The sequence below is a fragment of the Kitasatospora sp. NPDC056327 genome, from assembly GCF_042261735.1.
Taxonomy (GTDB): Bacteria; Actinomycetota; Actinomycetes; order Streptomycetales; family Streptomycetaceae; genus Kitasatospora.
Window position 1 is genome coordinate 1 of record NZ_JBHJRC010000096.1, and the last position, 12,787, is coordinate 12,787.

At 72.4% G+C, this 12,787-nt stretch carries 12 protein-coding genes and 1 tRNA gene; 11 read left to right on the top strand and 2 right to left on the bottom strand.

Annotated features, from left to right (window positions below):
• Positions 1-19: 19 nt before the first annotated feature.
• Positions 20-655 carry a uracil phosphoribosyltransferase gene (gene upp, locus ACFCX4_RS16425; protein ID WP_376142897.1) on the bottom strand — a complete coding sequence of 212 codons (636 nt, stop codon included), beginning with the start codon at positions 653-655 and terminating at the stop codon, positions 20-22.
• A 174-nt stretch (positions 656-829) separates the two neighbouring features.
• Between upp and ACFCX4_RS16430 the strand changes: the two genes are divergently transcribed.
• The 8 genes from ACFCX4_RS16430 to ACFCX4_RS16465 all read left to right on the top strand — a co-directional run bounded on the left by ACFCX4_RS16430 (position 830) and on the right by ACFCX4_RS16465 (position 5,866).
• Positions 830-1,066 (top strand): hypothetical protein, encoded by a 237-nt coding sequence (locus ACFCX4_RS16430; protein ID WP_376142899.1) that lies wholly within the window; start codon positions 830-832, stop codon positions 1,064-1,066.
• 290 nt (positions 1,067-1,356) lie between these two features.
• Positions 1,357-1,857 carry a hypothetical protein gene (locus tag ACFCX4_RS16435; protein ID WP_376142901.1) on the top strand — a complete coding sequence of 167 codons (501 nt, stop codon included), beginning with the start codon at positions 1,357-1,359 and terminating at the stop codon, positions 1,855-1,857.
• 57 nt (positions 1,858-1,914) lie between these two features.
• A complete protein-coding gene (gene tadA / locus ACFCX4_RS16440; protein WP_376142903.1) occupies positions 1,915-2,427 on the top strand; it encodes a tRNA adenosine(34) deaminase TadA in 513 nt (170 codons plus the stop codon).
• A gap of 112 nt (positions 2,428-2,539) precedes the next feature.
• A tRNA-Ser gene (locus ACFCX4_RS16445) sits at positions 2,540-2,629 on the top strand.
• Between the two features lie 483 nt (positions 2,630-3,112).
• Positions 3,113-3,253: a hypothetical protein gene (locus ACFCX4_RS16450; RefSeq protein WP_320437731.1), complete on the top strand. Its 141-nt coding sequence runs from the start codon at positions 3,113-3,115 to the stop codon at positions 3,251-3,253.
• Positions 3,254-3,349: 96 nt separating this feature from the next.
• The gene (locus tag ACFCX4_RS16455; protein ID WP_053645680.1) at positions 3,350-3,643 is read left to right on the top strand and encodes a Dabb family protein; all 294 of its coding nucleotides are present in this window, start codon (positions 3,350-3,352) and stop codon (positions 3,641-3,643) included.
• 318 nt (positions 3,644-3,961) lie between these two features.
• On the top strand, positions 3,962-4,777 hold the full coding sequence (locus ACFCX4_RS16460) for an RNA polymerase sigma factor SigF (RefSeq protein ID WP_376142935.1): 816 nt from the start codon (positions 3,962-3,964) through the stop codon (positions 4,775-4,777).
• 189 nt (positions 4,778-4,966) lie between these two features.
• Positions 4,967-5,866 carry an RNA polymerase sigma factor SigF gene (locus ACFCX4_RS16465; protein ID WP_376142905.1) on the top strand — a complete coding sequence of 300 codons (900 nt, stop codon included), beginning with the start codon at positions 4,967-4,969 and terminating at the stop codon, positions 5,864-5,866.
• A 43-nt stretch (positions 5,867-5,909) separates the two neighbouring features.
• On the opposite strand, the gene ACFCX4_RS16470 is transcribed toward ACFCX4_RS16465, so the two are convergent.
• Entirely contained in the window at positions 5,910-6,746 is an 837-nt protein-coding gene (locus ACFCX4_RS16470; RefSeq protein ID WP_376142907.1) for a tyrosine-protein phosphatase, read from the bottom strand.
• 411 nt (positions 6,747-7,157) lie between these two features.
• On the opposite strand from ACFCX4_RS16470, the gene ACFCX4_RS16475 reads away from it, so the two are divergent.
• The 3 genes from ACFCX4_RS16475 (at position 7,158) to ACFCX4_RS16485 (ending at position 12,746) form a co-directional block, all read left to right on the top strand.
• Positions 7,158-9,545, top strand: coding sequence for a hypothetical protein (locus ACFCX4_RS16475; protein WP_376142909.1), 2,388 nt, complete (start codon positions 7,158-7,160; stop codon positions 9,543-9,545).
• Between the two features lie 104 nt (positions 9,546-9,649).
• Positions 9,650-11,158 (top strand): GT4 family glycosyltransferase PelF, encoded by a 1,509-nt coding sequence (gene pelF / locus ACFCX4_RS16480; protein ID WP_376142911.1) that lies wholly within the window; start codon positions 9,650-9,652, stop codon positions 11,156-11,158.
• A 73-nt stretch (positions 11,159-11,231) separates the two neighbouring features.
• A complete protein-coding gene (locus tag ACFCX4_RS16485; RefSeq protein WP_376142913.1) occupies positions 11,232-12,746 on the top strand; it encodes a hypothetical protein in 1,515 nt (504 codons plus the stop codon).
• Positions 12,747-12,787: the final 41 nt, after the last annotated feature.

Below are 12,787 nucleotides of genomic sequence, written 5' to 3' on the forward strand. Positions count from 1 at the left end.
TTCCGCCGTCCGGAGGGGCTCAGCCCGCCGTGCCGTACAGCCGGTCGCCCGCGTCGCCGAGGCCCGGGACGATGTAGCCGTTCTCGTTCAGCCGCTCGTCGACGGCCGCGGTGACCACGGTCACCGGCAGGTCGGCCAGCTCGCGCTCCATCACCGCGACGCCCTCGGGCGCGGCCAGCAGCACCACGGCGGTGACGTCGGTGGCGCCGCGCTCGATCAGCATCCGGATCGCCGCGACGAGGGTGCCGCCGGTGGCCAGCATCGGGTCGAGCACGTACACCTGGCGGCCGGACAGGTCGTCCGGCATCCGGGTGGCGTAGGTGGAGGCCTCCAGGGTCTCCTCGTTGCGCACCATGCCCAGGAAGCCGACCTCGGCGGTCGGCAGCAGCCGGGTCATGCCGTCCAGCATGCCGAGGCCGGCCCGCAGGATCGGCACCACCAGCGGGCGCGGGTAGGAGAGCCGGGTGCCGGTGGTCACGGCCACCGGGGTGGTGATCTCCACCTCGTCGGTGCGCACGTCCCGGGTGGCCTCGTACGCGAGGAGGGTCACCAGCTCGTCGGTCAGGCGACGGAAGGTCGGCGAGTCGGTGCGCTCGTCGCGCAGGGTGGAGAGCTTGTGGGCGACCAGGGGGTGGTCAACGACGTGGATCCGCATGCATCGAGGTTAGCCCGCGCCCGGGAGCCCGTACGACACGCCGTGCCAGGGCGGGCCGGGGACCGCTCCGGCGGGTGCTCACTCCACCGTGACTCGCCGTGACTCACCGCGAACGTCCCGGACGGATCGCTCTCCTGTGGTATCAACCCGGCCGATCTGGGAAAGTCAGGTGCTGTGACGAGCAACCCGAACCCCGGGCACGGCTCGGCGGACGAGGCCGCGACCTCGTCGGGCGGCCGCTCGGGCCCGCCCCCGGACCGTCCGGAGACCGAGGCGGAGCGCCGCCGGCGCCGCGCCGTCTTCCTGCGCGAGCTGACCGAGGCCCGCGAACTGCGCGAGCGGGTGCAGCCCCGCCGCACCAAGGAACGCCGCATGCGCGAAGCGATGCGGATGCGAACCTTCCGCTTCTGACGGGCCCTCCACCGCTTCTCCACAGTCCGGCTCCCGACCGGCCTCCGGCGGCCGTCCGGCGGCCGGGCCTTCCGACACGACCTGCAAAGACGCGCTGCAGAACACCCCCCGCGGAGCCTGGCTTTCTGTCACGATTCCGATGGGACGGTCCGAACAGCGGACCGCCTCTGGCGCGGGGGCGGCCAGTTACGCGTTGCCCGAGAGCGCCGACAGCCGAGACCGAGATCTTGGGAGTGTCCCTGGTGGCGTACTTCGCTGCAGTGCTTGCCCGCTCCGAGGACGGGTGGAACGTGAGCGAGACGGAACTCGACGCCGTCGAGACGCTCGCTGACCTGACCGACCTGGCCCGCGAGGCGGCCCAGGACGACGACAGCGTCCTGGTCTTCATCGAACAGGAGGACGCCTGGTTCGCCATCGTCCGGGTCGATGGCGAGGAGGACCCGCGGATCTTCGTGTCGGACGGTGCCGCCGCCGCCCGCAGCTCCTACGGCTCCGTCCTCACCGACGAGCTGGTCGACCAGGCCGGCGAGAGCGAGTTCGGCGACCTCGACGACCTGGTCGCCGAGTTGGAGGACGACGCGCAGACCGAGGCGCAGGACGACGACGAGGAGGGCGACGGCCGCGGCGGCGTCCCGGTCGGCCCGCTCGGCGACGCCCACCTGCTGACCGAGTTCGGCCTCGCCTCCGACGCACTGATCGCCCTCAGCGGCGAGGGCGCGGTGCCCGGCGACGCCCTGGAGGAGATCGCCGAGGCGCTCGGCTGCGGCGAGGTCCTGGAGGCCGTCCGGTAACACCCCGTGTCCACCACCCGGACGGCCGGGCCACCGCCATGCCCGACACTGGATGCCATGCAGTCCGCCCGCCGCCCGATCCCGCCCCTGCCCGCCCCCGTCCGCCCCGATCCGGTCCGCGACCGCTGGGCGGCGCCGATGCGCCTCGCCGTCGCCGAGGCCGCGCTGGCGCCGGCCACCGGTGACGTCCCGGTCGGGGCGCTCGTCCTCGGTCCGGACGGCGAGGTCCTCGGCCGCGGCCACAACGAGCGCGAGGCCGTCGGCGACCCGACCGCCCACGCCGAGGTGGTGGCGATCAGGGAGGCGGCCGGGAAGCTCGGGGAGTGGCGGCTGAGCGGGTGCACCCTCGTCGTCACCCTGGAGCCCTGCACCATGTGCGCGGGCGCGATCGTGCTCTCCCGGATCGACCGGGTCGTCTACGGCGCCCTCGACGAGAAGGCCGGCGCGGCCGGCTCGCTCTTCGACGTGATGCGCGACCGGCGGCTCAACCACCGCCCCGAGGTGATCCCGGGGGTCCTCGCCGACGAGTGCGGCGAGCAGCTCCGCGCCTTCTTCGACACCCACCGCTGAACCACCCCCGAACCACCCCCGGACCACCGCCGGACCGGCGCCGGACCACCGCGGGCCGCCCTCCCCGATACGGATTTCGTTCCCGCGCCACCCGTCCGGTAGAGTTCCCCTCGGTAGCGTGTCCGAGCGGCCAAAGGAGCACGCCTCGAAAGCGTGTGTGGGGGCAACTCCACCGTGGGTTCGAATCCCACCGCTACCGCCAGCAGGACCGAGGGCCCGTCCGGTGAACCGGACGGGCCCTCGGCGTTCCCGCGCACCCTCGGGCGCGGAAAAGGGCTCCGTACCCGCCGGCCGATGACCACCAACGCCTGTCGAGTACGGAGCCTGGAAAGAGGGGGAGCGGTTCGGGGGGAGTGACCGCTCCCCCGGCGGAGTCCCACAACCGGGGCCGCGTCGGGGGGTGTCGCGGCGCCCGGTCCCACAGCGGGGATCTCCGGATCCACGTACCGGGGATTCCTGCCAGATTCCCGGTACACGGACCATCCTGCCGCGCGCTCCCGGCCGGGGCACCCGGAGAAAGACCCCTGTCCCGGGGACCTTCGTCCCGCCGGGTGAACGCGTCGCTCACGCGGTAGGCCGTCCGGGTGGATAAGCTGCCCGTTGCACCGGGCCGCTCGGGGACCGAGCGACGGCGGCCCACAGCAGGGAGGAAGGTCACCGGATGGCGCAGGCGAAGAAGATCGGAATGGTCCTCCTGCTCATCTTCGTGCTCTACACGATCATCACCTCGCCCGCCCGCGCGGCCGAGCTGGTCCAACTGGGCTTCGAAGGCATCTCGAACGCCGCCAAGGCGGTCGGCACCTTCATGACCGGTCTGGTGAAGTAGGCCGCGCCGGCCCGGCGGGACGGGCCCCTGCGGCGGGCCGGACGGCACCGGCTACCGTGGGCCCGACATCCGACCCCGTCCGCGAGGAGCGGCACCGTGATCCGCCACCTGGTCCTGTTCAAGCTCAACGAAGGCGTCAGCAAGGACGACGAGCGCGCGCTCGCCGGCGCCAAGGCGTTCGCCGAGCTCGGTCCGGTCGTCCCCGAGCTGCGCGAGTGGGAGTGCGGCTGGAACACCACCGACCGCGACATCGCCCACGACTACGCGATCAACAGCCTGGTCGAGGACCGCGAGGCCCTCCAGGCGTACCTCACCCACCCGGCGCACCAGGCCGCGGCGGCCCAGTGGCGCGAGTTCGCCACCTGGGTGATCGCCGACATCGAGGTCTGATCCCGGCTCGTCCCCCGGACGGCCCCGGCGCCCCGCCCGACATCCGGGCGGGGCGCCTTGCTCCGTCCCGGAACGATCACCGCACCGCCGCTCCCCCGTCCGCCGGACTCCGGGCGGCGCATCGACACACCTCCGTGCGGTACTTGCCCGATGTGCGCCCGCCTTGTGATGCTATGACCGGTTTTGCCGGACATGGCGAGGTGCTGAACGAGTCGCGACACCCGGTCCGCAGGCCCCACCGTTGTCGACTTTGGGAGGGGTGACGTGTCCGTGCGGACACCAGGGAGCGCGCCGGACGACGAGGTACTGGCCGCCGTGATCAGCCCCGCCGGGGAGCTCCGCCCGGACGGTCTGCGCGGCCCCGGCGGCCGCCCCGCCGTCGACGTCCGCACCCTCACCCGGGTGCTCTTCGAGCGGCTCGCCGAGCTGCCCGCCGGCAGCCCCGAGCGCGAGCGGGTCCGCGCCGCGCTGATCGAGGTCAACATCCCGCTCGTGCGCTACGCCGCCACCCGGTTCCGCAGCCGCAGCGAGCCGATGGAGGACGTCGTCCAGGTCGGCACGATCGGCCTGATCAACGCCATCGACCGCTTCGACCCGGGCCGCGGCGTGCAGTTCCCGACCTACGCGCTGCCGACCATCCTCGGCGAGATCAAGCGCTACTTCCGGGACAACGTCCGCACCATGCACGTCCCCCGCCGGCTCCAGGAGCTCTGGGTCCAGGTCAGCGGGGCGATGGAGGAGCTCACCGTGGTGCACGGCCGGGCCCCCAAGGTGCCGGAGATCGCCGCCAGCCTGCGCATCCCCGAGGAGGACGTCCGGGCCTGCCTGGACGCGGGGCGGGCCTACAACGCGGCCTCCCTGGAGGCCGCCCAGGAGCACGAGGGCGGGCTGGCGCTGCTCGACCGGCTCGGCTACGAGGACGCCGCGCTGGCCGAGGTCGAGCACCGGGACATGGTCCGCCACCTGCTGGTGCAGCTGCCCGAGCGGGAGCGACGGATCGTCATGCTCCGGTTCTTCGCCAACCTGACCCAGTCCCAGATCAGCACCGAGCTGGGGATGTCCCAGATGCACGTCTCCCGGCTGCTGTCCCGGATCCTCACCAGACTGCGGACCGGCAACTCCTGGGAGGACTGACCGCCCGCCGGTCCGTCACGGCCCGATGGCCGGACCACGGCGGCGCGTCACCGCCGTGTGACATCTCGCGGTACCCGGGTTTGCCGGGGACCGTGCGCCGGTATGCAGGGTGGAAGGGGGGCCGAGGGCGGCACGGGAACGTTCCGCCCGCGGTGCCCGTTGGACCGTCAGTCACGAGGGGGTGGGTGCATGTCCGGAGACCTGGGCACTGCGGAGATCCACGCTGCGGAGATCCGCACCACGGAGATCCACGTCGCGCGGATCCACGCCGGGGCGGCCGATTCCGCGGGGATCCCGCCCCAGCGCGCGGCGACCGCGCCGGACGTCGGACTCGACACCCGGACCCTCTCCCGCTCCCTCTTCGTGCGGCTGGCCGCGCTCGACCCGGACAGCGCCGAGCACACCTACGTGCGCGACACCCTCATCGAGCTCAACCTGCCGCTCGTGCGCTACGCCTCGGCGCGGTTCCGCAGCCGCAACGAGCCGATGGAGGACATCGTCCAGGTCGGCACGATCGGCCTGATCAAGGCGATCGACCGCTTCGACCCGGAGCGCGGGGTCGAGTTCCCGACCTTCGCGATGCCGACCGTGGTCGGCGAGATCAAGCGCTTCTTCCGGGACACCAGCTGGTCGGTGCGGGTGCCGCGGCGGCTCCAGGAGCTGCGGCTGGCGCTCACCAAGGCCGGCGACGAGCTCTCCCAGCGCCTCGACCGCTCGCCCACCGTGGCCGAGCTGGCCGTCTGCCTCGGCGTCAGCGAGGAGGACGTGGTGGAGGGCCTGGCGGTCGGCAACGCGTACACCGCCAGTTCGCTGGACTCCAACCCGGGCGAGGAGGACGGCGAGGGCCCGCTGGCCGAACGGCTCGGCTACGAGGACCTCGCGCTGGAGGGCGTGGAGTACCGCGAGTCGCTCAAGCCGCTGCTGGCGAGGCTGCCCCCGCGGGAGCGCCGGATCATCATGCTGCGCTTCTTCGGGAACCTGACGCAGTCCCAGATCGGCGAGGAGATCGGCATCTCGCAGATGCACGTCTCCCGGCTGCTGACCAAGACCCTCACCCAGCTGCGCGAGGGTCTGACCACCGAGGGCTGACCGGCGCGGCCCCACCACCGGGGGCGGACCGGCGCCCTGCCCCTCAGGGCTCCAGCAGGTTCGCCCGCAGGCCCGCCAGGACGGCCTCGTCCAGCCCGAGGCCGTCCGCCCAGAACGCCCCGAAGTCCGGCCAGCCGGCCGCGACCTCCGCGAACGCCGCCTCCAGGTAGGCGCGTTCGGCCCGGAACACCGGCAGCAGCAGGCCGGGGTCGCGCATCAGACCGCGCTCCCGGAAGCTCGCCATGACCGCGTCGACCACGACGGCGGACCGCTCGTTGGTCAGCAGGTAGTCGGCGAACACCGTCTCCCTGTCCACTCCGAGCGCGGTCAGCAGCACCGCCGCCGTCCAGCCGGTGCGGTCCTTTCCGGCGGAGCAGTGGAACAGCAGCGGGGCGCCGCCCGGGTCGGCCAGCAGGCGCAGCACACCGGCGAACCGTTCGCGGGCGATCCGGTCGGTGACGAACCAACGGTAGAGACCGGTCATCATCGCGGCGGCGCGGCCGTCGCCGAGCAGGGTGTGCTGCTTGTCCGGATCACCGTTCGCGAGAGCCTCCCGCAGAGTAGCGTGAAGATCGAAGGCGGGGGCGAAAACCGGAAGTTGGTGGATCGTCATGCCTTCGGCGAGCCGGTCCGCGCCGGCGTCGCGAACCTCGTCCGGACTGCGCAGATCGACGATCCGCCGCAGGCCGAGCGCGGTCAGCCGGCCGAGGTCCTCGTCGGTGAGCCTGACGAGACCGTCGCTCCGCAGCGCCACGCCCGCCCGGAGCACCGGCCCCCCGGCGGTACGGTAGCCCCCGAGATCCCTGGCGTTCACGGCGCCGAGCAGACCCAGGCTGCGGGCTGCCTGAATTGCGGCGGTCTCGGTCTGCTGCTCGGTCACTCGACGACCTCCATTGGATATTCGGACGGTGACGTTGTACAACACTGAGCGATATTGCATGAACCTGCCCATCGAAACGGCAGGATGTGCGAGAGTGTCACGTGCAACGCCGCCAGTGTAGGGTCCGGTTCATCCGTCGGATCGCACGATGGGTGAGCAGCGGTGACGCTGGGTTCCGGGTTTTAATTCTTAATTCATTATTTGCGCAGCCGGTGCGGTTTCGGCCACAATCAGCGCCCTCATGGCCTGACCATGAACGTTGGTAACAGATTCGCTGCACTCCTGCCCATTCGGTCCCACCTGGAACGGAACTTCCACCAGGATGGGCGCCGGGCAGCCTGCTGCCCGCGAACAGCTACAGGGCAGGTCACGCACGCAGCGGAGCGCCCTGCCCAGGGGAGGAATGACAACATGGGTCGAGCGACCCGGAGAGTCGCCGCGTGCGCGGCCGCCGTCCTGCTGGCCGGAGGCCTGCAGTCGTCCATCGCGCACGCCACCACCACCACGCCCCGGATCGACCTGACGGTCCTGGTGATCAGCGACGGCGGGCCGGCCACGGCCGCGATCGCCGCCGAACTCAAGAACCAGGGCACGCCGTACAAGCTGGTCGACCTCAACGACACCGGCCGTCCGGTGATCGACGCGGCCTTCCTCAGCGACACGGTGAACGGCCAGCCCCGCGGCAAGTACCAGGGCATCGTGCTGCCGAACGACAACCCGTTCGCGGCCGGCTCCGCGGAGATGGCCGCGATCGCGACCTACGAGGCCGCGTTCGGCGTCCGCCAGGTCGACGCCTACACCTACGCCCGCCCCGACGTCGGCCTGAACTGGGCCGTCAACCCGGGTTACATGGGCAAGCTGGACGGCTTCCAGGGCGAGGTCACCACGGCCGGTCTGAGCGGCCCGTTCAACTACCTCAAGGGCAGCGTCCCGTTCGAGGACAACGACCCGGCGGTCAACGAGAGCTACGGCTACCTCGCCACCCCGCTGGCCACCTTCCCGTCGGGCGCGAGCTTCACCCCGCTGGTCGAGGTCCCCATCCCGGGCAGCACCGCCAAGGGCTCGCTGGTCGGCGAGTACACCCACGCCGGCCGCAAGGAACTGGTCGTCACCTTCGTCTACAACCAGTACCAGCAGCAGTACCGCCTGCTGGCCCGGGGCATAGTCGACTGGATAACCCAGGGCGTCCACCTCGGCTACGACCGCAACTACTTCGCGGCCCACGTCGACGACGTCTTCCTCGCCGACGACCGCTGGGACACGGTGCTCAAGTGCACCCCCGGCGACGTCACCTGCCCCCCCGGCACTCCGGAGAGCGCAAGCCCGATCCGGATGACGGTCGCCGACGCGCAGTACGCCAAGCAGTGGCAGATCGACCACAACTTCACCATGGACATGGTGTTCAACGGCGGCGGCAGCGAGGACTGGAAGGCCGACCACGAGACCACCACCGATCCGGTGGTGGACCAGATGCTGGCCGACCAGAACAGCTACCGGTGGATCAACCACACCTACACCCACCCGTACCTGGGCTGCCAGCAGGACGTCTCGGTCGTCCCGTGGAAGTGCACCAAGTCCGCGTCGGGCGCGACCGTCTGGGTCAACCAGGCGACCGTCACCGCCGAGATCAAGAACAACCTCGACTGGGCGGCCGCCCGCGGCCTGCAGCTCGACAAGACCGAGCTGGTCACCGGTGAGCACTCCGGTCTGCTGACCGCCCCGCAGGAGACCAGCGACAACCCGTACCTGGCGCCCTCGCTGGCCGCCAACGGGGTCAAGTGGACCGCCAGCGACGCCTCCCGCGAGCCCGCCCAGCGGGCCGTCGGCGCTGCGCTCACCGTCCCGCGCTACCCGATGAACATCTTCTACAACGCCGCCACGGCCAAGGAGGAGGCGGACGAGTACAACTGGATCTACACCAGCCAGGCCAACGGCGGCAGCGGCGTCTGCGAGGTCAACGCCAACTCGACCTGCCTGCCGACCCCGCTGGACGTCAACACCGGCTTCCAGTCGTACATCGTTCCGCTGGAGGCCCGGATCGACCTCGGCCACGTGCTGAACAACGACCCGCGGCCGCACTTCATCCACCAGTCGAACCTGTCCGAGGACCGGATCGTCTACCCGGTGCTGGAGAAGATCCTCTCCACCTACCGTTCGCTGCACGCCGACAACACTCCGATCGTGAACCTCGCGCAGAAGGAGCTCGGCCTGGAGTTCCAGCGTCGGGCAGCCTGGAACACCGCGATCAGCTCCGGTCAGGTCACCGCCTACCGGGTCGGCGACACCGTCACGGTCACCGCCCCGGCCGGCGTCCAGGTCCAGGCGACCATGCCGACCGGCACGGTCCAGCAGCTCGCGATCGGCACCGCCGCGTTCGGCACCGCCTACGCCGGCGCGCTCTCCGGCTGGGTCAAGCCCGGCCAGCTGCAGAGCGGCGTCCAGCTCCAGCTGCCCGCCGCGGGCACCCCGGCCGCTCCGGCCGGGACCAGCCCGAGCGTCGCGGCCAAGTCGGTCCCGGCCCCGGCGCCGGCCGACACCAAGGTCGTTCCGCAGGGCACCGCGGACGCCGTCCCGGCCGGTCCGGGCGACACCGACCGCACCGACGCGCCGACCCTCGTGCCCGGCAGTGGGGCCCCGGTTGCGGGCAAGGACGCCGCGACTGGTACCACTGCTGGTAGGACGACGGCCGGCAACACCGGGAAGGCGCCCGGCAAGGGCGGCACCCAGCAGCACGGCAAGGCCTCCGGGGGGAAGGCCGAACCCGTGCGGAAGACCGCCGGTACGTCCGGCAACCGCTAGTCAGGTGAACCCGGTGGCGGCCGCGACGCGGCGGCCGCCACCGGCACCACCCGAACCGGCCCACCCGGCCGGAGCTTGAGGCAAGAACAGGAGGGGGGAGGGAGATGCGCGTCACCCTGCTCACCGAGGGGACGTATCCGCACCAGCACGGCGGCGTGAGTGTCTGGTGCGACCAGCTCGTGCAAGGCATGCCGGACGTCGACTTCGACATCATCGCCGTCACCGGGACCGGTCACGAGCCGCTGGCCTGGGAGCTGCCCGCCAACGTGCGGTCGGTCACCACGGCACCGCTCTGGGGCCCGGCATCGGAGGGCAAGCCGCCGCGCGGCAAGGAGATGCGGCGCTTCCTCAACGCCTACGAACGGTTCCTGCACTCCCTCCTGGATCCGGTCTACACCACCCACTTCAGCACCGAGCTGTACGGCTTCGCCGACCTCGCCCAGCGCGGGCTGCTCAGCCCGGCCCTGCGCAGCGAGCGCGCCCTGCGCACCCTCCAGCACGTGTGGACCCGCGAGTACCTCTCCACCGCCGTCTCCCGGCCCACCATGAACGACGCGCTCAACGCCACCGACCTGCTGGAGCACGCGCTCCGCCCGCTCTCCGCCCAGCCGCCGCGCGACGGCGTGGCGCACGCGGCGAGCGGCGGTCTGGCCACGCTGCCCGGGCTGATAGCCGCCCAGCAGTTCGGCGTACCGTTTCTCCTCACCGAGCACGGCATCTACCTGCGCGAGCGCTACCTCGGCTACCGCACCGGCCCGTACCGCTGGCCGGTCAAGGCACTGCTGCTGGGCTTCTACCGGATGCTGGCCGAGGAGAGCTACCGGCGGGCCGCCCTCGTCACCCCCGGCAACCGGTACAACCGGCGCTGGGAGGAGCGCGGCGGCACGCCGTCCGCACACATCCGCACCGTGTACAACGGCGTCGACCCGGCGGCCTTCCCGCCCGCCGGTCCCGAGCCGGAGACCCCCACCCTCAGCTGGGCCGGCCGGGTCGACCCGATCAAGGACCTGGAGACGCTGATCCGCGCGTTCGCGATCGTGCGGCGCGAGATACCCGACGCCCGGCTGCGGCTGTTCGGCGGCACGCCCAAGGGCGGCGAGGCCTACCGCGAGAAGTGCGAGGCCCTGGCCGCAGAGCTCGGCACCGCCGACTCGGTGGTCTTCGAGGGCCGGGTCGCGGACATCACCGACGCCTACGCGGCCGGGAACGTGGTGATGCTCTCCTCGATCAGCGAGGGCTTCCCGTTCACCCTGATCGAGGCGATGTCCTGCGGCCGCTCCACCGTCTCGACCGACGTCGGCGGGGTGCGCGAGGCGGTCGGCGACACCGGTCTGGTCGTCCCGCCGCGCGAGCCCGAACCGATGGCCGCGGCGGCGATCGAGCTGCTGCGCGACCCGGAGCGCCGGGCCCGGCTCGGCGAGCAGGCCCGGCTGCGGGTGATCGAGCAGTTCACGCTCCGCCAGAACATCGACGGCTTCCGCGGCATCTACACCGAACTGCTGGGCACCGCCCGCTGGCTGCCCGAGGGCGTGGTCGACGTCACCGACGGCCCGCCGGACCCGGGCTGGGAGCAGGGCCCGGGCTTCCCGGCGCGCAGCGAGGTGACGGCATGAACGAGCGCGGCCAGCGAATCATCGACAGGTGCGCGTCCCGCGAAGCGGCCGCCGAGCGCAGCGAGGTGGGAGCATGAGCGGCCCCCTGCGTCTGGTGCCGACCGAACCCGACGAGACCGTCCAGCTGCGCGTCCTCCCGCTGAAGCGGCGCCGGCCGAGCCTGCCCGCACAGCGCTCCGCACCGGAGGCGGACCAGCTCCAGCTCTCCCCCGACCCGCTCGACGAGCTCGCCGACCGGCTCCGGGACATCTGCGCCGACGCCGTCCACCCCTACGAGATCGCCGCCATCCTGGAGTCCGACGGCCTCTCCGACGAGCAGGCGGGGCTGCTGTACGGCCGCCCCGACGCGTTCACCGTCGCCGAGGAGCTGTTCGAACGGGTCGAGCGCCGCTACCCCGGGCCGAGCGCCGAGTTCGCCAACCCCTGGCGCGCCGACCCCTGGCGGTGCGTCGTGCGCGGTCTGGTGTTCGCCCTGCCGGGCCTCGGCTACCTGCTCGGCGCCAATCTGTTCGCCGCCGACCGGATGCGCTTCGGACTGCCCTCGGGCATGCTCGCGCTGTCCGTCGCGACCCTGGTCAGCTGGTCGTGGAACCAGGCGCTGGCGCACCGCGCCTACGCCTGGCTCGGCCGCGGCCGGCGGCGTTCCTCGGCGACCTGCCTGGCGATCGGGGCGCCGGTGGGCGCGCTGATCGCCTCCGCCGCCGGGTACGTGGTCGGCGGCCCGCTGGGCTCGCTCTGGTTCGCCGCCGGGCAGTCCGGCTACCTGGCGGCGGCCACCGCGCTGCTGGTGCTCGGCCGGGAGAAGTTCCTGCTGCTGGCGCTGGCACCGTCGGCGGTCGGCGCGGGCGTGGTGCTCGCGGTCGACGTGCCGCAGGCGGTCCGCACCTCGGTGCTGCTGGCCTCGCTCGGCCTGGCCGTCGGGCTCGCCGCCCGGGAGCTGATCCGCTGCCGGCGGGGCGAGAAGGAACCGGTCCCGCTGCGGCTGCCGCTGCACAAGGAGATCCCGCACCTGCTGTTCGGGCTCGCGGTCGGCACCCTGACCCTGATCGCCGGCCTCGGGGTCACCATCCACCAGGCGGTGCGGACCGGCAGCGCCGAGGGCGCCTCGGCGAGCCCCACCGGCCCGGCCATGATCGCCCTGACCCTGAGTCTCGGCCTCGCCGAGTGGCTGCTCTTCCGCTACCGGGCGATGGCCGTGGCCGCGCTGCGCACCAGTCACACCCCGGTCGAGTTCGCCCGCCGCACCGGTGGCGTGCTGCTCGGCTGCCTGTTCATCTACCTCACCACCGTGGCCGCCCTGGACGCAGCCGCCACCGTGCTCTGGCCCGGCGCCCCGGCGCTGGGCGTCCCGGAGCTCGGCGCACTGCTGCTGCTGGGCGGTTCGCTCTGGCTGGCGCTGCTGCTGAACGCCTTCGGGCTCAGCTGGAGCACGGCCCTGATCTGTCTGGCAGCCGCGGGCGCCGAGTGCGCCGGGCTGCTGACGGGTGCGGATCCGACCGTCCTGCAGCTGATCGGCTGCGGGGGCGCGGCGGCGGTACTCACCGCCACCGCCGGGCCCGTCCTCGGCCGCACCACGAAGCACCGCTGACCCACCACGCACGGCTGACCGGCGCAGCCCGGAGCAGCACC

What these genes read in the sequence shown, in the direction of transcription:
- upp (WP_376142897.1), bottom strand. Translation starts at nt 655, where the DNA reads ATGCGGATCCACGTCGTTGACCACCCCCTGGTCGCCCACAAGCTCTCC.
- tadA (WP_376142903.1), top strand. Translation starts at nt 1,915, where the DNA reads ATGCAGTCCGCCCGCCGCCCGATCCCGCCCCTGCCCGCCCCCGTCCGC.
- ACFCX4_RS16450 (WP_320437731.1), top strand. Translation starts at nt 3,113, where the DNA reads ATGGTCCTCCTGCTCATCTTCGTGCTCTACACGATCATCACCTCGCCC.
- ACFCX4_RS16465 (WP_376142905.1), top strand. Translation starts at nt 4,967, where the DNA reads ATGTCCGGAGACCTGGGCACTGCGGAGATCCACGCTGCGGAGATCCGC.
- ACFCX4_RS16475 (WP_376142909.1), top strand. Translation starts at nt 7,158, where the DNA reads ATGGGTCGAGCGACCCGGAGAGTCGCCGCGTGCGCGGCCGCCGTCCTG.
- pelF (WP_376142911.1), top strand. Translation starts at nt 9,650, where the DNA reads ATGCGCGTCACCCTGCTCACCGAGGGGACGTATCCGCACCAGCACGGC.
- ACFCX4_RS16485 (WP_376142913.1), top strand. Translation starts at nt 11,232, where the DNA reads ATGAGCGGCCCCCTGCGTCTGGTGCCGACCGAACCCGACGAGACCGTC.